The organism is Aidingimonas halophila (assembly GCF_900106955.1).
Lineage (GTDB): Bacteria > Pseudomonadota > Gammaproteobacteria > Pseudomonadales > Halomonadaceae > Aidingimonas > Aidingimonas halophila.
This window is the reverse complement of the sequence record NZ_FNNI01000005.1, coordinates 225,638-246,376: the sequence shown is the minus strand read 5'-3', so window position 1 is coordinate 246,376 and position 20,739 is coordinate 225,638. Positions and strand designations below refer to the sequence as shown.

General features: G+C 55.2%; 25 protein-coding genes and 1 tRNA gene. 10 read left to right on the top strand and 16 right to left on the bottom strand.

Going from position 1 to position 20,739, the window contains the following annotated elements; translation table 11 throughout:
* The first annotated feature begins 29 nt into the window (after positions 1-29).
* From BLW01_RS11225 to BLW01_RS11195, 7 genes are all read left to right on the top strand, one after another.
* On the top strand, positions 30-242 hold the full coding sequence (locus tag BLW01_RS11225; protein WP_092569704.1) for a twin-arginine translocation signal domain-containing protein: 213 nt from the start codon (positions 30-32) through the stop codon (positions 240-242).
* 36 nt (positions 243-278) lie between these two features.
* Positions 279-3,137 (top strand): molybdopterin-dependent oxidoreductase, encoded by a 2,859-nt coding sequence (locus BLW01_RS11220; RefSeq protein ID WP_092569703.1) that lies wholly within the window; start codon positions 279-281, stop codon positions 3,135-3,137.
* Between the two features lie 62 nt (positions 3,138-3,199).
* Entirely contained in the window at positions 3,200-3,814 is a 615-nt protein-coding gene (gene fdh3B, locus BLW01_RS11215; RefSeq protein WP_092569701.1) for a formate dehydrogenase FDH3 subunit beta, read from the top strand.
* A gap of 12 nt (positions 3,815-3,826) precedes the next feature.
* Positions 3,827-4,888, top strand: a complete 1,062-nt coding sequence (locus BLW01_RS11210; RefSeq protein WP_092569699.1) for a formate dehydrogenase subunit gamma — start codon at positions 3,827-3,829, stop codon at positions 4,886-4,888.
* Between the two features lie 106 nt (positions 4,889-4,994).
* Positions 4,995-5,312 carry a DUF1244 domain-containing protein gene (locus tag BLW01_RS11205; RefSeq protein WP_092569697.1) on the top strand — a complete coding sequence of 106 codons (318 nt, stop codon included), beginning with the start codon at positions 4,995-4,997 and terminating at the stop codon, positions 5,310-5,312.
* On the top strand, positions 5,309-5,836 hold the full coding sequence (gene moaB / locus BLW01_RS11200) for a molybdenum cofactor biosynthesis protein B (protein ID WP_092569695.1): 528 nt from the start codon (positions 5,309-5,311) through the stop codon (positions 5,834-5,836). Before BLW01_RS11205 ends, moaB begins: the two co-directional genes overlap by 4 nt.
* Entirely contained in the window at positions 5,826-7,052 is a 1,227-nt protein-coding gene (locus BLW01_RS11195) for a molybdopterin molybdotransferase MoeA (protein ID WP_092569693.1), read from the top strand. Before moaB ends, BLW01_RS11195 begins: the two co-directional genes overlap by 11 nt.
* Here BLW01_RS11195 and BLW01_RS11190 read toward each other — a convergent pair.
* The 9 genes from BLW01_RS11190 to BLW01_RS11150 all read right to left on the bottom strand — a co-directional run bounded on the left by BLW01_RS11190 (position 7,032) and on the right by BLW01_RS11150 (position 12,831).
* A complete protein-coding gene (locus BLW01_RS11190; protein ID WP_092569691.1) occupies positions 7,032-7,613 on the bottom strand; it encodes an acyl carrier protein phosphodiesterase in 582 nt (193 codons plus the stop codon). The genes BLW01_RS11195 and BLW01_RS11190 overlap by 21 nt on opposite strands.
* 26 nt (positions 7,614-7,639) lie before the next feature.
* The gene (locus BLW01_RS11185) at positions 7,640-7,993 is read right to left on the bottom strand and encodes a TusE/DsrC/DsvC family sulfur relay protein (RefSeq protein WP_092569689.1); all 354 of its coding nucleotides are present in this window, start codon (positions 7,991-7,993) and stop codon (positions 7,640-7,642) included.
* Positions 7,993-8,283, bottom strand: coding sequence for a sulfurtransferase complex subunit TusB (gene tusB, locus BLW01_RS11180; protein ID WP_092569687.1), 291 nt, complete (start codon positions 8,281-8,283; stop codon positions 7,993-7,995). Before tusB ends, BLW01_RS11185 begins: the two co-directional genes overlap by 1 nt.
* A gap of 20 nt (positions 8,284-8,303) precedes the next feature.
* Positions 8,304-8,675, bottom strand: coding sequence for a sulfurtransferase complex subunit TusC (gene tusC / locus BLW01_RS11175; protein ID WP_092569685.1), 372 nt, complete (start codon positions 8,673-8,675; stop codon positions 8,304-8,306).
* A 36-nt stretch (positions 8,676-8,711) separates the two neighbouring features.
* A complete protein-coding gene (gene tusD, locus BLW01_RS11170; RefSeq protein WP_092569683.1) occupies positions 8,712-9,104 on the bottom strand; it encodes a sulfurtransferase complex subunit TusD in 393 nt (130 codons plus the stop codon).
* 115 nt (positions 9,105-9,219) lie between these two features.
* Positions 9,220-9,888, bottom strand: coding sequence for a Bax inhibitor-1/YccA family protein (locus BLW01_RS11165; RefSeq protein WP_092569681.1), 669 nt, complete (start codon positions 9,886-9,888; stop codon positions 9,220-9,222).
* Positions 9,889-9,993: 105 nt separating this feature from the next.
* Entirely contained in the window at positions 9,994-10,665 is a 672-nt protein-coding gene (locus BLW01_RS11160; RefSeq protein WP_092569985.1) for a metallophosphoesterase, read from the bottom strand.
* Positions 10,666-10,952: 287 nt separating this feature from the next.
* Positions 10,953-11,042 (bottom strand) — tRNA-Ser (locus BLW01_RS11155).
* Positions 11,043-11,121: 79 nt separating this feature from the next.
* Positions 11,122-12,831: a potassium/proton antiporter gene (locus tag BLW01_RS11150; RefSeq protein ID WP_092569679.1), complete on the bottom strand. Its 1,710-nt coding sequence runs from the start codon at positions 12,829-12,831 to the stop codon at positions 11,122-11,124.
* A 146-nt stretch (positions 12,832-12,977) separates the two neighbouring features.
* On the opposite strand from BLW01_RS11150, the gene BLW01_RS11145 reads away from it, so the two are divergent.
* The gene (locus BLW01_RS11145) at positions 12,978-14,135 is read left to right on the top strand and encodes an ABC transporter substrate-binding protein (protein WP_175529822.1); all 1,158 of its coding nucleotides are present in this window, start codon (positions 12,978-12,980) and stop codon (positions 14,133-14,135) included.
* A 6-nt stretch (positions 14,136-14,141) separates the two neighbouring features.
* Here BLW01_RS11145 and BLW01_RS11140 read toward each other — a convergent pair whose 3' ends face one another.
* Both BLW01_RS11140 and BLW01_RS11135 read right to left on the bottom strand, forming a co-directional pair.
* Entirely contained in the window at positions 14,142-14,942 is an 801-nt protein-coding gene (locus BLW01_RS11140) for an alpha/beta fold hydrolase (protein WP_092569675.1), read from the bottom strand.
* A gap of 68 nt (positions 14,943-15,010) precedes the next feature.
* The gene (locus BLW01_RS11135) at positions 15,011-15,691 is read right to left on the bottom strand and encodes a 7-cyano-7-deazaguanine/7-aminomethyl-7-deazaguanine transporter (protein WP_092569673.1); all 681 of its coding nucleotides are present in this window, start codon (positions 15,689-15,691) and stop codon (positions 15,011-15,013) included.
* A 351-nt stretch (positions 15,692-16,042) separates the two neighbouring features.
* Between BLW01_RS11135 and BLW01_RS11130 the strand changes: the two genes are divergently transcribed.
* Complete coding sequence (locus BLW01_RS11130) at positions 16,043-16,363, top strand: ArsR/SmtB family transcription factor (protein WP_175529821.1); 321 nt, start codon at positions 16,043-16,045, stop codon at positions 16,361-16,363.
* Between the two features lie 6 nt (positions 16,364-16,369).
* Here BLW01_RS11130 and sohB read toward each other — a convergent pair whose 3' ends face one another.
* Positions 16,370-17,407 carry a protease SohB gene (gene sohB, locus BLW01_RS11125; protein WP_092569669.1) on the bottom strand — a complete coding sequence of 346 codons (1,038 nt, stop codon included), beginning with the start codon at positions 17,405-17,407 and terminating at the stop codon, positions 16,370-16,372.
* Positions 17,408-17,543: 136 nt separating this feature from the next.
* Between sohB and BLW01_RS11120 the strand changes: the two genes are divergently transcribed.
* Complete coding sequence (locus tag BLW01_RS11120; RefSeq protein WP_092569667.1) at positions 17,544-17,858, top strand: SCP2 sterol-binding domain-containing protein; 315 nt, start codon at positions 17,544-17,546, stop codon at positions 17,856-17,858.
* Here BLW01_RS11120 and nudC read toward each other — a convergent pair whose 3' ends face one another.
* Genes nudC through BLW01_RS11100 form a run of 4 tightly spaced genes read right to left on the bottom strand, consistent with a single transcriptional unit; the run spans position 17,859 to position 20,675 of the window.
* Positions 17,859-18,635 carry an NAD(+) diphosphatase gene (nudC, locus tag BLW01_RS11115; RefSeq protein ID WP_092569665.1) on the bottom strand — a complete coding sequence of 259 codons (777 nt, stop codon included), beginning with the start codon at positions 18,633-18,635 and terminating at the stop codon, positions 17,859-17,861.
* On the bottom strand, positions 18,635-19,411 hold the full coding sequence (gene dnaQ, locus BLW01_RS11110; protein ID WP_092569663.1) for a DNA polymerase III subunit epsilon: 777 nt from the start codon (positions 19,409-19,411) through the stop codon (positions 18,635-18,637). The genes nudC and dnaQ overlap by 1 nt, the downstream gene beginning before the upstream one ends.
* Before the next feature lie 45 nt (positions 19,412-19,456).
* Positions 19,457-19,924, bottom strand: a complete 468-nt coding sequence (gene rnhA / locus BLW01_RS11105) for a ribonuclease HI (RefSeq protein ID WP_092569661.1) — start codon at positions 19,922-19,924, stop codon at positions 19,457-19,459.
* Positions 19,908-20,675: a methyltransferase domain-containing protein gene (locus BLW01_RS11100; protein WP_092569659.1), complete on the bottom strand. Its 768-nt coding sequence runs from the start codon at positions 20,673-20,675 to the stop codon at positions 19,908-19,910. The genes rnhA and BLW01_RS11100 overlap by 17 nt, the downstream gene beginning before the upstream one ends.
* Between the last annotated feature and the right edge of the window lie 64 nt (positions 20,676-20,739).

Here is a 20,739-nt window from a genome sequence, read left to right as displayed (position 1 = left end):
AGGAGCCCTCTATTGATGAGGAAATATTCATGAAAACGAAAAAAGCGCCCAACCCTCAACGGCGACATTTCCTTAAGACCCTCGGATGGGGAACGGCTGCCGCGGGTGCAGCCGCGACGGTGGGTCACGTCACTCTGGCCCAGGCGGAGAGTGACGAGAACGATGCCGGCTCTTCCGATACATCGACCCAGTATCGGGAAACCGATCACATCCGCGCGTTTTACGCGACATTGCGCGACTGACAGGCTGCCCCAAACCGAAGGCCAGGAGAACGTTCCATGCGCTTAACTCGTAAATCCGACACGCCCCGCGCCAGTGGACTCGGTATCAGCCGACGCCAGTTTCTCAAACGCAGCGGAGCCGCTACCGGTGGTGTCGCCGCCGTCGGTTTCGTGGGTAATTCGATGATGCAGCGAGCCGACGCTGCCGATGACAAGACCCCGGTCTCCGATGCCCCCGTCGAGACTAAACGTACGGTCTGCTCACACTGTTCCGTGGGTTGTGGTGTCTATGCCGATGTCCAGGAAGGGGTCTGGACTCGACAGGAGCCCGCCTTCGATCATCCGTTCAATCGTGGGGCGCATTGCGCCAAAGGTGCCTCGCTACGTTATCACGGTCACTCCCATCGTCGTCTCAAGTATCCAATGAAACTGGTCGACGGCGAATGGCAGCGCCTTTCCTGGGATGAAGCGATCGAGGAAATCGGTGACAAGGTACTGGAACTGACCGAGCAGCATGGGCCAGACAGTATCTACTGGCTTGGCTCTGCCAAGTTCAACAATGAGCAAGCATACCTGATGCGAAAATTCGCGGCGCTCGCGGGTACCAACAACACCGACCATCAGGCACGCATCTGCCATTCGACCACTGTTGCCGGTGTCGCCAATACCTGGGGCTATGGCGCCATGACCAACTCACTGAACGACCTGCAGAATAGTCGGTCGATCATGTTCATTGGTTCCAATCCCAGCGAAGCACACCCCGTTGCCATGCAGCATATCCTGCTCGCCAAGGAGAAAAGCGAGTGCAACATCATTGTTGTCGATCCGCGATTTACGCGAACCGCGGCCAAAGCCGACAGCTACGTCCGTATTCGGCCCGGCTCGGATGTCGCCTTCATCTGGGGTCTACTGTGGCATATTTTCGAAAATGGCTGGGAAGATCAGGAATATATCAACCAGCGTGTCTATGCCATGGATGAAGTGCGTGATGAAGTCGCGAACTTCTCTCCTGATGTGGTCGAGGATATTACCGGGGTCCCGGAAGAACAGATGTACGATACGGCCAAACGCCTGGCTGACAATCGTCCCGGATGCGTCGTCTGGTGCATGGGGGGCACGCAACACACTACCGGCAACAACAACACCCGAGCCTACTGCATCCTGGAACTGGCACTAGGCAATATCGGCAAATCCGGTGGTGGTGCCAATATCTTCCGTGGTCATGACAACGTCCAGGGTGCCACGGACCTTGGCCTCATGTCGCACTCACTGCCTGGTTATTATGGCCTGGCCGAGGGTGCCTGGCGTCACTGGGCCACTGTCTGGGATCTCGATTATGAATGGCTCGAAAGCCGTTTTGACCAGACGGAATATACCGACGGCAAACCCATGAACAGCAATGGCATCACTGTATCGCGATGGGTTGATGGTGTCCTTGAGCAGGAAGAGGATATTTCTCAGCGGACCCAACTCAAGGCCATGTTCTATTGGGGCCATGCAGTGAATTCCCAGACCCGGGGTCCCGAGATGCAGAAGGCCATGCAGCAACTCGACATGATGGTGGTCGTTGACCCCTACCCCACGGTGGCGAGTGTCATGCACGGCCGATCCGACGGCGTGTACCTGCTGCCTGCTGCGACTCAATTCGAGACGTACGGCAGCGTCACGGCTACCAACCGTGCGCTTCAATGGCGAGACCGCGTCATCGAGCCGATGTTCGAGTCCAAGCCCGACCACGAGATCATGTATCTCCTGGCACAGAAACTTGGCTTCGCCGACGAGTTATGCAAGAACATCGAGGTCAATGGCACGGAACCGCTCATCGAAGATATCACGCGCGAATTCAATCGTGGCATGTGGACCGTAGGGTACACTGGCCAGAGTCCTGAACGACTCAAGACCCACCAGCAGAACTGGCATACGTTCAGCTTCGAAACGACGCAAGCCCAGGGAGGCCCAGCCGACGGTGACTACTACGGCATGCCTTGGCCCTGCTGGGGTAACGCCGAGATGGGGCATCCCGGAACGCCGATCCTCTACGACACCAGCAAGCCCGTCTCTGAAGGCGGTTTGACATTCCGTGCTCGCTTCGGGGTCGAGCATGATGGCAACGACATCCTTGCTGACGGTTCTTATAGCAAGAACTCGGAGCTGGATGACGGCTACCCGGAATTCACGGCGGACATGCTCAAGGACCTCGGCTGGTGGGACGACCTCACCGATGACGAAAAAGAAGCGGCCGACGGCAAAAACTGGAAGACGGACCTGTCCGGCGGCATTCAACGTGTCGTGATCGATCATGAGTGTGCGCCCTTCGGCAATGCCAAAGCGCGCTGCAACGTCTGGACGTTCCCGGATCCGATACCGAAACACCGGGAACCGCTATACACCAGTCGACGCGATCTTGTCGAGAACTACCCTACCTGGGATGACGTATCCTCTCATTACCGTCTCCCGACACTCTATCGTTCGATACAGGAAAAGGACGTCACGGATGAGTATCCCATCATCCTGACATCAGGGCGACTGGTAGAATATGAAGGGGGTGGTGAAGAGACACGTTCCATGTCCTGGCTCGCTGAATTGCAGCAGGAAATGTTCGTCGAGATCAATCCAGCGCTGGCCAATGACCTGGTTATTCAGGATGGCGACATGGTCTGGGTTGAAGGTCCCGAGGGTGGCAGAGTTCGGGTAAAGGCCATGGTAACGCCGCGGGTGGCCAGAGAGGTCGTATTCATGCCATTCCACTTCGGTGGCATGTTCCAGGGCGAGAACCTGGAAAGCCTCTATCCGGAGGGTTCCGCCCCTTATGTCGTGGGTGAAGCGGCCAATACGGCGACAACGTATGGTTACGATTCGGTGACACAGATGCAGGAAACCAAATGCACCCTGTGCCGTATCGAAAAAGCCAGCTGAGAACGATAACGATGAATGATTTTGCCGGGAACATGTGACACCCCGGCAATGAGGAGACTCTCATGGCTCAGATGAAGTTCATGTGTGATGCGGAACGCTGCATTGAGTGCAATGGCTGCGTTACGGCGTGCAAGAATGCCAACGAAGTGGAGTGGGGAGTACAGCGTCGTCGGGTGGTTACACTCAATGACGGCGAATCCGATGAGGTATCCATCTCGGTGGCTTGCATGCACTGCGACGATGCACCCTGCATGGCAGTCTGCCCGACTGACTGCTTCTACAAGACCGACGACGGTATCGTGCTGCATGATAAGGATCTGTGCATCGGCTGCGGTTATTGCCTCTACGCCTGCCCGTTCGGTGCGCCGCAGTTTCCCAAGGAAAACGCGTTCGGTGAACGTGGCAAGATGGACAAATGCACCTTCTGCGCCGGCGGACCTGCTGACAGCAAGGAAGAGGAGTACGAGAAATACGGCGCCAATCGCATCGCTGAAGGCAAGCTCCCGTTGTGCGCCGAGATGTGCTCGACCAAGGCGCTACTTGCCGGTGACGCCCAAACCGTCGCTGACATCTTCCGTCAACGTGTCGTGCAACGTGGTCACAAGGATGGCGGCTGGTCGGGCAATTCACGTGCCGACGCTGACAACCTTGCCTATGATGCCGCCCAAGAGGGGTAAGGAGGCCATACCATGACCGTGTCCGCCCCTCATGCGCTACTGTGGCGAATCTCATTACTTGCCATGCTGTTAATCGGCTTGGCACTAAGCCAACCGACGATTGCCCAGTCCGACCCCGACAAGGAAGCCGGCTTCGCCGTGCCGGCTGTCGATGCCGATATCTGGCGGCAGGTCCGGAGCGGGGAAACTGATGCCAATTATCGCGACACTCGGGCAGAGTCCACCTATAACCTGGTCAATGCCAGCGGTGAGACCTGGCGACAGTGGCGTAATCGTTGGGTTTCTCCCTACGGCTTGATCGTCCTTGGCGGAATGCTGGCCATGATCGCCCTCTTCTACTTCATCTTCGGACGCAAGGAACTGGAAGAGCCCAGAACAGGACGCAAATTGCTTCGATGGTCGGTGCTAGACCGCTCTCTTCACTGGTCCGTGGCGACATTGTTCATCATCCTGGCCTTGACCGGCTTGAATCTGCTGTATGGCAAGTTCGTCTTCAAACCATTGCTCGGAGATGCCTTTTGGGCATCGATGATCTCTGGCTCCAAATTGCTTCATAACTATTTGGGACCGGTATTCGGTATCCTCCTGATCATCATCCTGGCTAAATTCCTGAAGCACAACCTGCCCAAGAAACACGATTGGGTCTGGTTCAAGAAAGGCGGCGGCCTGATCGGCAAAGGGCATGCAGACGCCGGCTTCGCGAATGGCGGGGAGAAGGTCTGGTACTGGCTTTTGGCGACCGCCGGCCTCTTGGTTATTGCCAGTGGCCTTGTTCTCGACTTTCCCAACTACGGTCAGACGCGGGATACCATGCAATGGGCCAATATTATCCATGCGGTTCTGGCTCTGGGTCTGACTGCCGTGGCCTTTGGCCATATCTATATCGGTACGCTAGGTACCGAAGGCTCTATCGAAGGCATGGCGACAGGGTATGTCGATGAAACCTGGGCCAAAGAGCATCACAATCTCTGGTACGAAGAGGTCAAGGATCAGGCCCGAGATGAAACGGAACTGGCCTCCGACGATGCCCAGCGACATCCGCCGGACAATCCTGCACCAGATAGACCAAGTTAGACCGAAAACCCACTCATGGACACCGCCAACGGGCGGTGTCTTTTGTTATGCTTGTCACAGACAACTCAAAGTTATCACCCACTCACGATCCCGTGAGGAGTCCTGTATGAAACACCTGGATGAAAATACTCGCGTTGAACTGGAAGCTGCCGCTTTCCGTCGACTTCTCGAGCACCTGGACGAGAACAAGGATGTCCAGAACATCGACCTGATGAATCTGGCCGGGTTCTGTCGTAACTGCCTCTCCAAGTGGCTGGTAGCAGCAGCTGAAACACGCGAATTGGATCTCGATTACGAAACAGCGCGGGAATATGTCTACGGTATGCCCTATCCCGACTGGAAAGCCAAGTACCAGCAGCCCGCGACACAGGAACAACTCGACGCCATGCAAGCCCGTGAGCAGCGGAACGAGGAGCAGGCATGAGCCAAGCAGGCTTCGTAGCGTTGCGGTGCGCCATTCTGACGATTTCCGATACACGAACGGAAGACACTGATCGCAGCGGGCATCTATTACAGAAGCGACTCACTGAGGCCGGACATGAATTGATGGACAAGCAGATCGTCATCGATGACGTCTACCGTATTAGAGCCAAGGTCGCTGCCTGGATTGCTGATCCAGCCATTCAGATCATACTCACGACCGGCGGTACCGGTTTTACCGGCAGGGATTCCACCCCGGAAGCCGTAAGCGTGCTGTTCGACAAGCCGATTGACGGTTTCGGGGAGCTATTCAGGCAATTGTCGTATCAGGATGTCGGTAGCTCTACGGTTCAAAGCCGCTGTCTTGGCGGCTTGGCCAATGCAACGGCCATCTTCTGTCTACCTGGCTCGAGTGGCGCCTGCCGTACCGCCTGGGACGGGATATTGCATGAGCAGCTGGATGGGAGCCATCAGCCCTGCAATTTCGCCAACCTGGTCATTCCTGAGCGAGGTACCCATGGCGGTTAATCCTCTAACGTCGGTTGAGGATGCTCTTGATGCCCTTCTCAGAGGCATTGAGACACTGGACGGTGAACATATCGATTGTGTAGATGCCGCAGGACGCGTCCTGGCAGAAGACATTTCGGCCCGTCTGGACGTTCCTGGCTTCGATAATAGCGCCATGGATGGCTATGCTTTGCGCCATGCGGAGATAACTCGCCCGCTGCCGATCTCCCAGCGAATTGCGGCAGGACAACCGGCAACAGCGCTGACACCAGGAACCTGTGCTCGAATTTTCACCGGTGGTGAAATTCCTCCTGGTGCCGATACGGTCATCATGCAGGAAAAGGTCTCCTCCAATGACAATGGCCACATTACTGTCGCTGACTCTCTCGGTATCGATATCGAACCGGGCGACAATATTCGCCGGCAGGGTCGGGATGTCAGGGTCGGTGATCGCCTATTGTCAAAAGGCACGAAACTCGAGGCTGCGGCGCTTGGACAGTTGGCCGGTCAGGGCATCACGTCCGTTACTGTCACCAAGGCGCCTCGAGTGGCACTGCTTTCCACCGGCGATGAAATCGTTTCACCGGGAAAGCCGTTGGCCCCAGGGCAGATTTACAACTCCAATCGTCCCATGCTGAAACGCCTTCTTGAGCGCTTCGGAGCACACATTACGATGACGGCGGATGTTCCCGATGCGTTCAAGGAAACGTCCCGACTATTGCGACAAGCGGCGGAAACGGCCGATGTCGTGGTCACGACCGGCGGCGTTAGCGTCGGAGAGGAGGATCACGTCAAGCAAGCGCTCGAACAATTAGGCCAGCTCGATCTCTGGCAACTCGCCATGAAGCCAGGTAAACCGCTCGCCCTCGGACGTCTTCCAACGCATAATGGTGAATCCCGATTCGTCGGGTTGCCAGGCAATCCGGTATCCGGTTATGTGGGAGCCTGGATTTACCTTCGTCCATTGATCGGGGCGCTACTCGGTTGTCCGACTCTATCAAGATTGCCATCGATCCCGGCACGGGCAGCCTTTACCGAACAGACGCAAATTCGTCGACACTATATGCGCGTTACCCTCTCATTTACCGCGCAAGGGCCAGTCGCTCACGCCGCAGCGGATCAGAATTCCGCTGTACTCTCTTCCTGCGTGCAGGCCAATGCCCTTGCCGTGATCCCCGAACACAGCCGAATCAATGAAGGGGATAGTGTCGAATGTTTATGGCTGGTCGAAGGCTGATATGGTTCCCAAGCAAGACACGAGGTCAGGCCACATGATATTGAAGTCTTTCTCAAGCCCAAAATAATCATCGTCCAACCAGGTTGTCAGACGAGCAAGATGGTTGGGCCCCGACAGACGTTGGCCGAGTCCAGCAATAGCACGACAAGTGAAGTCGAAATCGGCATAGGCGGTTAACCAATCCTGATCGACCATGAGCGGAACCATCCGAGCCAAACGCATGGGGGCGGAGCGAGATTCCAGCAATTGATAACAGCGAGCCGTCAGTTCCTGGTGTCTTCGAGAACCGACTTCCTGTCGGGCCAGGAAATGATCCCATAACAGGTCCAAGGCAATGCCTGCATAGCGACGTTGTCCTGAGGGAGCGCGTTGGCGTGCAGTTCTGACTTGTGAATGGGCATCGACATGGGCATCGACATGTCGGTGATGCTTTATCCCACGAGCAATATCATCGGGCCACGCACTTAGATCGGCCCCTTTGACGCCATCAGCGATCAGGTTGCCATACAGAAAGTCGTCGTTGCCTGCCTGGGACAACCAAGCATGGGCTAGGAAATTCATTGGTCATCCATGAAAATCGAGGCCCCCTAGAGACAATTCGCCGGCTTGGGTAGCCCTGCTATCCGAGCGCCCACCTTGGCCGGACTATCCGGAAATAATCGCATTAGATAAATCGACTTTCCCTTTTCAGGGCCATAGGTTTGTGTCATGGCTTTGACCAGCGGTCGCATTGATGGAGCCATTTCGAAACGGTGATAGAAATCGCGCAACACCTCGATGACTTCCCAATGTAAGTCAGTCAACTCACGCCCCTCCTCAGCAGCCATGGCTTGTGCAACTGCGGGGGTCCAGTCGTTGAGGTGAATGAGATAGCTTTCGGTATCTAGTGGCACTTTGTTTCTGCCCACATCAAGATAACGGTATATTTCTGAAGACGGCATCAGAACCAACTCACTATCTTATCCGCTTCTTCAGTAAGAAGCACAAAACCATCGACATTCACCACATGGATACTTGGGTCACACCGTTCTTCCAACCCACGCGATATCACATCTTCCTGGAGGACATACAGCCTGCCTGACAATTCACCAAAAAGCGGACTCAGTGATGGCAATGCCCCTTGAACACCATCTTCAATCAAGAGAAGGCGATCTTCGCTAGCCATCGCGTCCAGTGTTTGCTGATAAACACGACTGGTCGCTGGAGACCGATTGAGTGTGTGCAAGATCATGAAAAGTACGTCACCCAATACTAGAAATTGAGTACCAACCGATGCCGCTGAAAGAGGTCCGATACCTCATGGCGCCCCACTTCCTTGGCCGGGACCACCAATTCATCGAGTGTCAGATCATATGTCGCCAGTGCCTCGGCATCTACCCATAACGACTCGATATCATACATGGGGAGCATTTCCAGCATCGGCTGGGTACCCTTTTGCGCCAGCGGCCCAACCTGCTGTTCCTTCAGCAGTGCCGTGACCCCTTCACCATAGAACAACAACGATACATCCTGCCCCAAAGCAGCGCCCACCAGCGCGACTTCCAGACCTTCACGTAGCCAACTACTGCCGTGCGGCCCATGACGCAAGACGACAAGCAGGCGATTGAAAGCGATATCATTCATGAAGAGAACCTGCCGAAGATACTGTAAGGCAACATCTCACGGGGCAAAAGTCACCAACCGGTCATGCGTCAATCCCGCATCGATCAATTGGCCTAAACCGGTCAATTCGAACGGTGCCTCCAGGCTATGTCCCGTCTTTCCATGGCGTGATGCTTCTTGCTCGTCGACAATGCCGCGACGCAGTCCAGAGGCGATGCATACAAGTAACTCCGTACTCTGACGGACATGCAGTTCACGCCACTCATCGACCAGATGAGGTTCATCCTGAGGAGGTAATGCCAAGCGAGCCGCATTATATACACCATCGTGATAGAAGAAGACAGTCGCCAACTGATGGCCTCTTGCTATCAGCCCATGAGAGAAACGCAGTGCCGAGTGGGAGGCTTGATTACTATAAGGACTCCCCTGCACCAAAAGCGCATAACGCATTCATCATCCTCCAGGTCCTACCCTCTGCTCTGCGTACAGGACGATCGCTGCTGTCACAAACTGGCCCCGCCATGTCGACGGGGCCAGAGGGAGATTCACGAACGAGCCGCTCGGTTCACTCGCTGTTCATGATCCCCAACAGGGACAGCAAGCTTACGAACAGATTATAGATCGACACATAGAGTGTGATCGTTGCCAGGATGTAGTTGGTTTCACCAGCGCGGTGAACAATCTCACTGGTCTGATACAGAATCGCCGCCGAAGAGAACAGGACGAATCCGGCGGATACGGCCAGCGACAGAGTCGGAATATTGAAAATCAACGCTGCCACCATGGCCAGAATCAACACGATCGCGCCAGCCACCAGGAAATTAGCCAGAAAGCTGAAATCCTTCTTGGTGATCAATGCGACAGCCGACAAGCCAATGAAAGTGGCGCCCGTCATGGCCAAGGCGTTCATGATCAACGCCGGCCCGTTGGGTAGTGTCAAATAAGCGCTGAGAATCGGCCCCAGGGTGAAGCCCATGAAACCGGTAAAGGCAAACGTGGCCAACAGGCCGGTTGCCGAGTTAGCCGTCTTATGCACCAGAAACATCAACCCGTAGGCACCGACGAAGAACACCAGTATGTTCATTCGTTCGATTCCCATTGCCATAGCGGCACCAGCCGTGACAGCGGAAAACAGCAATGTCATTGCCAATAACGCATAGGTGTTGCGCAACACCTTATTGGCACTGACTGCGCCTGTCTGATGTTGTGTCACCTGCGTATTATCGTAGGCCATCGATCGATGCTCCTATATAGTTCACATGCCTATGAGCCAAGAATGCCGTCAACTGTCTGACAAGGCAAGCCCCCTGGCCATTTACGCCCATCGTCTGATCAGCGCTCACCCTACACGCCGATGGATCACGTCGTCGAGAGGCAGGAGTGTTAATCTTCCTGTCAGGAAAGCGCCTGTGTCGATATATAGCACATTTCCCAGCCAGACGGGACTCTTGACAATAGTGTGGCCAACGATCACCACATCAATTCCTTGGACAGGGGTTTGATCCTGCCGTTCGATCCGTGATCGCCCCCATACCATCATCCGTTGCTGAGCCTCATCCTCGCTTTCAACGTCACTCCAGTCTGCTGGGGGCTCGGCATGAACGATCCCGACCCGGCTGTTACCGACAGGCACTTCACATGCATAGGGTAGGCACTGCAAGGCCTGAGCGAGCACTTGCCTGAGATGTTGCTTGTCCTGCTTGAAAACCCATGTTCCCCCGTTTTCGAGCCACAAGAAATAATCCGCCCCCTTCTCTTCGACAAGAGCGCGGTAAGCAAGCATCTCGTGGTTCCCACGTACCGCATGAAACCAGGGTTCGAATGCTAACGACAGGCAGTGATAGCTTTCATCCCCCCTATCGATCAAATCCCCCACACAGAAAAGCCGATCCCGGGATTTGTCAAAGGCCACACGGTCCAGTGCTTCCATCAGCAAGCCATACTGTCCGTGGAGATCGCCCACGACGAAATCCCGACCCATCGTATTGTTTTCCGCTACTCGATGCGTCATTCCATCAGTCATAGATTGCTGGTTTCCGTGGAAAGCGTCTGCTGGATCAGTATGCCTCCATCACGGCCAAGACGTCCAAACCCTCTTCAAGGCATACCCCATTTGCGACGCACCTGTATTCCACGATATTAGGAACCAGGCCGTACCCACGCCGCTGTATCGAAGCTCCACTCACATTCTCGTGACATTGGAACACCGGAAAGGGTTGTAGAATCGCTGGAGGACCACCTGAAAAGAAAAAAGGCATCAGCCAAGTAGCTGATGCCTCTCGATATTCTGGTAGTGAGTGGCGGAGGGACAGGGATTCGAACCCTGGGAGGGCGCTAACCCTCGCCGGTTTTCAAGACCGGTGCATTCAACCGCTCTGCCATCCCTCCGGCTCACGGCGAGCAATCATACCAGCTTCTCTGCTATCGTCAATGGTCGGTTTGCTATCAAGATGTTATCGCTCGTGGTCTATTGATACAGGCGCAAGCCAACACGGGTGATTTTGTTGCCTTCCATCTCGCTGACGACCCAGTGGATACCATGCCAGCCAATATCGTCCCCGACGACGGGATGCCCTCCAACTCGCAGCGAAATGAATTCTCCCAACGTCATTTCCTGCTCCCCGGGACTCAGTGTCAGACCGTAGGCATCGGCCACGTCTCGCATCAGCGCATCGCCGGCGAGTGAAAAGGTGCCAAAGAAGGCACGTTCACGCTTGAGCCTGGCTTCGCCATTGAATAGTCGATTCAATGCAGGCAAATCATCGGTCCGACCAATGACGCATACGACATCCCCCAGGCGCAAGCGCGTGCTCCCCTTTGGGTGAAGCATGGCATGCTGGCGAAACAGCGCGGAAATCAATGCACCGGATGGGAAACGCAACAAACGAATCGGCACGTCGTCGAGATGATCGTTTTCAACATGATAAACAAACATTTCGTAGTCATTCTCCGGCAGCACACCCAGTGCACCCCGGCGTTCAGGCGTCGTGCCGGTGGGCACTTCGACTTTCATCCAGCGCGCCATCGGTGACAATGTGCCGCCCTGGATGACTAACGAAAGCAACACGACCGCGAACGCGACATTGAAATACAATGCCGCATTCTCGACCCCACCAATAACCGGGAAAATGGCCAGTACGATAGGAACGGCACCACGCAGACCTACCCAGGCAATGAAACCGGTCTCCCGCCACCGGAACTTGAAGAACGGCTTGATGGCTAACACCACTGCCAATGGTCTGGCCACGAAAATCAGTACCAGGCCGACGACCAATGCCGGCCCCAGATATTCGACCATCTGGCTAGGACTGACAAGCAACCCGAGGACCAGGAACAGTCCGATCTGACTCAACCATGCCAGACCATCATGCACCGGCAGAATAAAATTGAGGTGGCGTCCCGGCTGGTTACCAATCATCAAACCAGTGAGGTAGATCGCCAGAAAGCCGCTACCGCCAAGTACACTGGTTACACCAAACACACAAAAGCCCAGCGCCAACGCCAAAAGTGAGTAAAGCCCCGGGGCCAGATCCAAGAACCGCAGTAACCGCGCAATCAACCATCCAGCGCCAAGCCCGACCACGATACCCAGCCCGAACTGGGTCACCAGAAAAGTCATGGTCTCGACAATCCCGCCGATGTCACCGACCAGGATTTCCACCAGAGTGATCGTCAGGAAGATCGCCATGGGATCGTTCGTACCGGATTCAATCTCCAGAGTCGCCCCGACCCGCTCATTCAGGTTGACCCCGCGGCCACTGAGCATCGAAAACACCGCCGCAGCGTCGGTAGAGCCAACGATGGCGCCAACCAGCATGCCTTGAGTCAATGACAAGTTGAACACCCACATCGCCACGAGGCCGACAATGCCACTGGTAATAAATACACCGAACGTCGCCAGTACCAGAGCCGGCTTGAACCCCACGCGAAATGTCTTGAGGCGGGTGCGCAAACCACCATCCAAGAGGATCATGGCTAGCGCCAGGTGGCCGATCAGAAACGCGAGAGGGTAATCATCGAACTGAATCCCTAATACACCGTCTTCACCGGTCAACATTCCCAACAAGAGGAAGATGACCAGCAAAGGCACCCCGACCAGCGAAGACAGGCGGCTGGCAAGAATGCTGAGCGCAATAAGGGCGCCACTAAGAAGGAAAATACTGTTGATGCTGTCCATTGCTATCCAGTAACCACCCAAATCATCAGTATCTCATGTCACGATTCATGCGGCGATGCCAAGTCCCGGCCGTTTAAAGATCGGCTGGTCACCACCTTGAGCCAAAGGATAAACTGCTCCACTGCCGTATGCTGATGAGGATCTCCATGACCTTACTGACACGTCGCTCGGGATTGCCATGCCTGAAGCGATTTTTCATGCTTTTCGTGTTTTTGATACTGATACAACCGGCTATTGCCCAGGATACCTCTTCGCAGGAAGAAGACACCGCAGAGAACACAACCAATTCACTGCCACTGCTCGTGCCATTGGTCGACGTCGATGCCGCCCTTTCCATCCTGTCCGAATCTGCTCAGAACACTGAGGAAGATACCCCTTCCGTGACGCTGCGCGACCCGGAACCGATTGCGCCCCCACCCTTGCAGCAGATACGCATCATGCTCGACTGGTATCCAAGTCCACAGCATGCTGCATTACTGGTAGCCGAGGAGCGTGGATATTTCGATCGGGAGGGGCTCGACGTCAAGCTGATCTCACCAGCTGACGCATCGGTACCGGCCAAACTACTCGCCGCATCACGCGTCGATCTTGCGCTGAGCCGCCAGCCCGAATTGCATCGATTGGTTGATGATGGCGCCCCTGTCGTTCGGATCGGTACGCTCATCGCAACACCACTTGCCAGTGTATTGGTGCGAAGTGACAGCGAGATTGAATCAATCTCTGAGCTGGCGGGAAAAACGGTCGGATACAGTATGGAGGATAATCTCGATCCCATTCTCGATACCATGTTGGGCCATCACGGTCTCCACCTCAACGATATCGATCCCGAAAACGTCAATTTTTCGCTCCAACAATCACTGGCCACTGAAGAGGTCGATGCCATTGTCGGCAATGCTCGTCATACCGTCCCTTATCAATTGAACCAGGAAGGCATTCCCACACGACAGTTCCTGGCCGAGGAATATGGAGTACCACGCCACGATGGCCTGATCCTCATGGCCAACAGAGACCGACTGGAGTCACAGCGGGGCAATTTCCAACGACTCCTCGTCGCTATCGAGGAGGCAACACTCTGGATGGTCAATCATCCCGACGAGGCCTGGGAGCTCATGGTAGCCAAAGAGCCTGGACTGGACAGCGAAGCCAACCAGAATGCGTGGCCCGAAACGTTGAGACGAATGGCCTTGAGGCCTTCCGCACTCAATGCAAGGCGATACCGACATTTCGAACAATTTCTACACGAACGCAACAACTCTCGGGAGAAGCATCCCGTCGGACGACTCGCTGTAGACCTCAATTCATGAGAGGGATCATGCTTCGATAGCAGCCAGAAAATCATTGACCGCGGCCTGGAAGGCTTCAGGCTGCTCAGCATGCAGCCAATGACCCGCGTCCAGAGTGACAACCTGGACGTGAGGCATCACTTCCCTGACCTGGGGCAGCATCTCATCGCTGGCGTAGTCTGATTGGACCCCCCTCAGTAACAAGCTGGGCCCCAGATAGTGCCCGTCACCGCCTGGCCCAATGCGGATGTTGTCATAATCCGTTTCAATCTCATCCAGGCCGATGCGCCAACGCATGACACCTTCGTCATCACGGACCAGATTGGTGGCCAGAAACAGTCGCGTCGCTTTTTCAGTGATGAAATCGGCCATCAAACGATCCACTCCACGTCGATCAGTCGGCGCATGGTTTTCCACGTGTCGCATCGCTGCAAAAACCGTATCGTGTCCGTGCTGATAGGTGACCGGAGCGATATCCGCCACCATCAGTGACGCAACGCGTTCAGGATGACGCCTGGCCAGCGTCATCGCCACCTTGCCACCCATGGAATGTCCAAGAACATGACAACGACCGATCTCCAAACGATCCAGAACCGCCAACACGTCATGCGCCATATCATCGTAGTGCATACCACTGACATGAGGTGAGCGCCCGTGATTCCGAAGATCAACTGCCACGACACGACGCTCGACTTGCCATTGTTTGATGTGTGACCGCCAGTTATCGACACTTCCCATCAACCCATGAACAATCAATAACGGTAACCGTGTCGATTCACCATCACTTGTGGGTGCCCCGCTATCAACGGCATGTAACTCCAATGGCATATGATCTCATTCCTTGCAGACAGTGGTACGATAAACCCATCACCAAACTGGACATATTGCCTAAACACCTAGTTGGTTTGCTCGACAACGGGAGCTTGATCCTGCTGTCCAGTCCAACGAACCAGCCAACGACTCAGACCGCCAAGCAACAATCCATAAAGTGGCAGAAAGAATACCATGCTGATCAATAGCTTGATGACATAATCAATCGTGGCAATTTCCGGCCAGTGGGCTGCCATGAAAGCATCCGGGCTTTGATGGAAGGCGATGGCAAAAAAGGCGACGGTATCAGCCAGATTTCCAAAAATCGTGGAAACGGCAGGCGCCACCCACCAGGCCCGCTGCCGTCTCAGGCGATCGAACACATGGATATCCAGCAATTGCCCCAATACATAGGCCATGAAACTGGCTAGAGCAATGCGCGCCACGAAAAGATTCCAGTCTCCCAATGCCTGCCAACCAGCGAAACCACCTTGCGGGAACACGACAGACACGACATAAGAAATGACAAGCGCCGGCAACATGACACGAGCGATGATCGTGCGTGCCGGCCCCTTTCCGAACAAACGTACCGTCAGATCCGTGGCGAGAAAGATGAAAGGGAAACTGAACGCTCCCCAGGTCGTATGCCAGCCAAACAGAGTAAACGGCAACTGTACCAGATAGTTGCTAGCCGCAATGACAAGAATATGGAAAGCGACCAACAGCGCCACCAGGCGGCGGGTTTGCAACGGAGTGAGTGAAAACATTGAACACCTTTTTGCACCGAGGGGTGAGGGAACCCTCATTTCATTCGTCAAACCACCATCATGCTGGCGACGACCCGGAAGGGAACATTATACCCATCTTGGCGAGACGGCACGAGCCACGAGTGCGTGACGGATTTCTCGAGACCCAAGGATCTTGCTTCACTGAGCGATGCAAACCAGCAACAACGCTTCATTGATTCACCGTTAACTCATTGGTTAATCAGGGCTGGCAAGGCGCTTAAAGATTTACTAAATCAGTATAGTAGGAGAATGATAACAAACGGTGTGAAACATGCCGGTAAATGACATTCACAGACGGACCGCATGGCTTGATGTTCCAGGAGAATATCCATGAATACACACCAACCAGCCGTACAGCTGCTTGATGCCGGGGAGCCCGCCTTCCATGACGCCACCAACCTGCTTAAAGCCATGGCCAATGAAAATAGGCTCCGCATCCTCTGTCTTCTCGCCGGACAGGAACTCTCAGTCTCGGAGCTCAATGCCAAGCTCAGCCTTAGCCAATCGGCACTTTCACAACATCTCGCCATTCTCCGCCGGGAGAGCATCGTCACGACACGACGTGCATCGCAGACGATCTACTACTCCCTCCATGGCGAACAGGCGCATCACATCATCTCGGCGTTGTCGGATCTTTATGCAGCACAGTAAGGGGCCTCAACGCTTCAACCAGCGGGTCGCATCCACTGCTTCAATAGCACGCTGAACCCCTCGTTCCACACCTTGCTCCAGAGCGAGACCCATTCGAGCAGCAACACCCTTCCGCGTTTCCAACTGCAGTGTCATGACTTTGGCCTGCTGCATCCGTTCCAATAAATACGCTTCACTGGTCTTTACAGCATCAGCCAAGCCGTTTTCCACCGCATCGGTGCCATACCAGACTTCCCCGGTCGCCACTGAATCAATATCGAGTCCAGGGCGGCGCTGACCGACATACTGTTTGAACAGATCATGGATGTGTTGGAGGTCGCCACGGAACTTCTCACGTCCCTCATCAGTATTTTCGCCCAACACTGTCAACGTCCGTTTATATCGGCCGGCAGTCATGACCTCGACATCGATATCATGGCGCTTGAGCAGGCGATGCACGTTCGGAAGCTGGGCAACCACGCCGATCGAGCCGAGAACGGCAAACGGTGCCACGATCAACCTTTCGGCACAGCAAGCCATGAGGTAACCACCGCTAGCCGCCACTTTATCGACGCACACTGTGGTATGGATGCCCGACTCCCTTAGACGATCAAATTCTGCCGCTGCCTGGCCATAGGCATGGACCAGGCCACCGGCAGATTCCAACCTCAACACGACCTCGTCCCCCTCACCAGCGATTCCCAGCAGCGTCGATACCTCCTGGGACAATCGGGATGTTGCCGATGCTTTCAAATCGCCATGAAAATCCAACACCCAGACACGGCTATCGGCCGACTCCTCGGAGCGCCTGCGGACCGACAGCTTGTCCTCTTTGCGGAAGGCCTTGATCATCGACTTACGAGCTTTCGACGTCAGACCGGACAAACGGAGTTGACGGTAGCGCTTACGATAACGCTGGTTCAAATCCTCGACTCGCAAGCGCGATTTCTCTCCTCCCTGCATCGACCGGGAGCGCGTCACCAGCGCGATCGCCACCACCAGCGCCACTAACAGCGTAAGTATCTGGGCGAGAAACATCGCAAAATCATTCAACCATTCATTCACTCTCGACTCCTTGCCAGCTCAACACAAATAACCGCATTATGCGCCTGCATGCTGCTTATGATACAGATGCGACTTGATTTAAACGAACGTTTTAAATACGCTGAAATCACGTAAGGAACATCACAAGGCCATCCCCATGAATCAACCTATCATCGATAAACTCCAGCAACGCTTCGATGCCGGTGCAGCACAAGGCATGAATAATATCTTTCAGTTCTGTTTCAGTGATGCAGATGATTACTACCTGGTTATTCGTGACGGCACCTTGGATGTACTGCAAGGGGAGCACGAGGATCCCTCAGTGACACTATCCATGAGTACCGATACCTTGAAAGGCATCATGAGTGGTGACATCAATGGCATGAACGCTTTCATGACGGGCAAACTCAAAGCCAGCGGCAATGTCATGCTAGCGACTCGCCTGACAAGCCTGTTTCCCAAGCATGAGTAATCAGCGCCTTGCCACTCCCTTGAGGTGAGTTTCGATGAGGGCCCGCGAGATGGAATAAGGCGGGGGTAACTGTGGCAAGTGTCCTGGAGAAAACCAGGCAGCATCAATGATCTCCTCGTGGTCGATCATGATCCGACGACTCGCCGCCTCCGCATAAAACCCCAGCATCAATGAGTGAGGAAACGGCCACGCCTGACTGCGGAAATAGCGAATCCGGCCGAGGCTGAGCCCCACTTCTTCATGCACTTCTCGGCGAACGGCACCCTCGGCATCTTCCCCCGGCTCGATGAAACCCGCCAGCGTGGAATATCGTCCAGGAGGAAAACGTGGGCTGCGAGCCAGTAATAATTCATCCCCGTGCGTTACCAGTGTAATGATACACGGGGAAATCCGTGGATAATTGCGGTGACCGCACGACGAACAGTGCATCGCGAACTCGCCGGGCACTTGAGTCGTGATTGAACCGCAACGGCCACAATACCGATGATTTCGCCGCCAGCTGGCCACCTGTAGCGCCGTCGATAACAGGGCAAACCGAGACGCTGGCAAACGGGCGAGCCAAGTGCGCCCTTCCGGCCAGTTCGCTCCCGCCGCCGCCTCCTCAACGACCACGGCTACCGGTTCATCGTGCCAGAAGCCGAGAGGCACGGCATGATCCGGCCACGGACCAGCGGGCTGCAAGAATCCGTCATCATCTGCCGGTTTGACGTTGCCGGCAGCCACATGAATCGTTCGTCCAGCCGAGACCCCCAGCGACGGCATATCGCGGCGAAACATCAATGCCTCGTTACCGTATCGTCATCGACGTATTGTTCCAGGCTATCCCAAAGACATTGCCCGGCAGACTCACGAATCCCCTGCAGCTTGGCTTCATGCGCCTGACGCTCCGTTTCATCCGGAAGACGAACCGAGAGCCGCGGTCGTTGTTCGTCAAGGCGGCGGATTCCCTGAGTCATCGATTGCTGCTGCCCTGATGCATTCACTGTCGCCGTCGCTTCGGCATCCAGTGAAAGAGCGGTCTGCCCCCCTGTCATTGCCAGATAGACATCCGCCAGGATTTCCGCATCGAGCAAGGCACCATGCAGAACGCGATGGCCATTATCGATGTCATAACGCTTGCAGAGAGCGTCGAGACTGTTTCTTTGCCCTGGGTGCTTTTCACGAGCCATCGTCAAGGTATCAAGCACGCCGCAGTGTTTGGCAACAGGACCGAGAAGAGGCTCGCCCCTCACCGCGTTCAGTTTTTCAAATTCATGATCGATAAAGCCGACATCGAAGGGAGCGTTGTGAATGACCAACTCCGCGCCCTTGATGAATTCCCAGAACGCGTCGGCGACCTCGGCAAAAACCGGCTCGTCGGCAACACGTTCGTTGGTGATGCCATGCACTTCAATGGCTTCGGCCTCGATCTCACGCTCAGGGTTGATGAATTGATGATAGGTTCGCCCGGTGAAGCGTCGATTGATCATTTCGACGCCCCCGATTTCGATCAACCGGTGTCCTTCACGCGGATCGATACCCGTCGTTTCCGTATCCAGAATGACCTGACGCATAGCGTCCTCTTATATCGCAGTGTCTGATGTTTCCCGCGCCGCCCCTCAAGCCAGCGCATCATCGATAGCCTGGTTAGCCAGTGCATCGGCCTGTTCGTTACCTGGATGCCCGTTGTGGCCCTTGACCCAATGCCAGTCGATCCGATGACGGCGGGTTTCATCCAGAAGTTCGCGCCATAGTTCGGCATTCTTGACCGGCTGGCGCGATGCTGTCTTCCAGTTACGTCGCTGCCAGTTGGGAAGCCATTGGGTCATCCCTTTTCGCAAGTATTCGGAATCGGTCCACAACTCGACATGGCAAGGTCGCTTGAGTGCCCTGAGCGCCATGATGGCGGCTTTCAGCTCCATGCGATTATTGGTCGTATCCGGCTCGTAACCATTGAGGGCCTTGTCATGATCTCCGCTTTGCAGCCAAGCCCCCCAACCTCCGGGACCAGGATTTCCACGGCATGCGCCATCGGTATAGATAATCACGTGCGGTAGTCGGGTGTCGGGCTCAGGCGACTCGTTCACTTTCCACCTTGAGGTCTGATTGTCGAATCATTCGGGTCGCATGACCCAATGTCGGTTGGTTCAGAGGGACTGCCAACGGCATACGCGACGGTTGCGCCTGGATCGATTGAGAACGTCGTTTGGCGCGAATCATGAACGTATCGCCCAAAGGCAGATTGTGACGTCGCCCCAGTGACTCCAACCAGGCGTTGCGGGGCACGCTACCCGGCCAATGAAAACCGCAGTAGTCTACGCGCTCGATTTCGAAATCGACAAATGCCAGCCAGTCGCGCAGACGTCCGGGAGTGCGCCAGTGACCATTCCATGGCATATGCCGCCGCCGACGCGGCAGCGCACGAGACAATCCACTCAACCCCATGGGCCCCCATCCGAATATGACCAGGCGGCCACTGTCTGCAGTCACACGAGCCGCCTCCTGAAGCACATGGTGAGGGTTGGGAACGATCTCGAATAGATGATGGACCACGACCAACTGTATGCTTTCATCCGGTAGCGGAAGTTGGTCAGGGGGACATACCAGGGTCGAGGGTCCTTTGGCGAGCTCAACGGTCGGTGACCACTCCATGGCATGGCGTATCGGACACATGTCCGACAGCGGCGGTGCCATGCTCAATTCCAGACGATGAAGGCCATGCAGGCTTTCACATACCGGCCCAAGACAGGCACGTTCTGCTTGCCAGTGGGCCTGACCATCGGTTGAAGCCCAGTAACGACGGCCGTCACGAACCATTTGCGCCAGAGATATCGTCATATCCGAATTTGACACACTAGGCCAGAGCCTCCAAAGTCTCACAGTTTATGATTCGATCAAGTTA

Coding starts and splice junctions, on each gene's coding strand:
- BLW01_RS11225 (WP_092569704.1), top strand. CDS start 30: ATGAAAACGAAAAAAGCGCCCAACCCTCAACGGCGACATTTCCTTAAG.
- BLW01_RS11220 (WP_092569703.1), top strand. CDS start 279: ATGCGCTTAACTCGTAAATCCGACACGCCCCGCGCCAGTGGACTCGGT.
- fdh3B (WP_092569701.1), top strand. CDS start 3,200: ATGGCTCAGATGAAGTTCATGTGTGATGCGGAACGCTGCATTGAGTGC.
- BLW01_RS11210 (WP_092569699.1), top strand. CDS start 3,827: ATGACCGTGTCCGCCCCTCATGCGCTACTGTGGCGAATCTCATTACTT.
- BLW01_RS11205 (WP_092569697.1), top strand. CDS start 4,995: ATGAAACACCTGGATGAAAATACTCGCGTTGAACTGGAAGCTGCCGCT.
- moaB (WP_092569695.1), top strand. CDS start 5,309: ATGAGCCAAGCAGGCTTCGTAGCGTTGCGGTGCGCCATTCTGACGATT.
- BLW01_RS11195 (WP_092569693.1), top strand. CDS start 5,826: ATGGCGGTTAATCCTCTAACGTCGGTTGAGGATGCTCTTGATGCCCTT.
- BLW01_RS11190 (WP_092569691.1), bottom strand. CDS start 7,613: ATGAATTTCCTAGCCCATGCTTGGTTGTCCCAGGCAGGCAACGACGAC.
- BLW01_RS11185 (WP_092569689.1), bottom strand. CDS start 7,993: ATGCCGTCTTCAGAAATATACCGTTATCTTGATGTGGGCAGAAACAAA.
- tusB (WP_092569687.1), bottom strand. CDS start 8,283: ATGATCTTGCACACACTCAATCGGTCTCCAGCGACCAGTCGTGTTTAT.
- tusC (WP_092569685.1), bottom strand. CDS start 8,675: ATGAATGATATCGCTTTCAATCGCCTGCTTGTCGTCTTGCGTCATGGG.
- tusD (WP_092569683.1), bottom strand. CDS start 9,104: ATGCGTTATGCGCTTTTGGTGCAGGGGAGTCCTTATAGTAATCAAGCC.
- BLW01_RS11165 (WP_092569681.1), bottom strand. CDS start 9,888: ATGGCCTACGATAATACGCAGGTGACACAACATCAGACAGGCGCAGTC.
- BLW01_RS11160 (WP_092569985.1), bottom strand. CDS start 10,665: ATGACGCATCGAGTAGCGGAAAACAATACGATGGGTCGGGATTTCGTC.
- BLW01_RS11150 (WP_092569679.1), bottom strand. CDS start 12,831: ATGGACAGCATCAACAGTATTTTCCTTCTTAGTGGCGCCCTTATTGCG.
- BLW01_RS11145 (WP_175529822.1), top strand. CDS start 12,978: ATGACCTTACTGACACGTCGCTCGGGATTGCCATGCCTGAAGCGATTT.
- BLW01_RS11140 (WP_092569675.1), bottom strand. CDS start 14,942: ATGCCATTGGAGTTACATGCCGTTGATAGCGGGGCACCCACAAGTGAT.
- BLW01_RS11135 (WP_092569673.1), bottom strand. CDS start 15,691: ATGTTTTCACTCACTCCGTTGCAAACCCGCCGCCTGGTGGCGCTGTTG.
- BLW01_RS11130 (WP_175529821.1), top strand. CDS start 16,043: ATGAATACACACCAACCAGCCGTACAGCTGCTTGATGCCGGGGAGCCC.
- BLW01_RS11120 (WP_092569667.1), top strand. CDS start 17,544: ATGAATCAACCTATCATCGATAAACTCCAGCAACGCTTCGATGCCGGT.
- nudC (WP_092569665.1), bottom strand. CDS start 18,635: ATGTTTCGCCGCGATATGCCGTCGCTGGGGGTCTCGGCTGGACGAACG.
- dnaQ (WP_092569663.1), bottom strand. CDS start 19,411: ATGCGTCAGGTCATTCTGGATACGGAAACGACGGGTATCGATCCGCGT.
- BLW01_RS11100 (WP_092569659.1), bottom strand. CDS start 20,675: ATGACGATATCTCTGGCGCAAATGGTTCGTGACGGCCGTCGTTACTGG.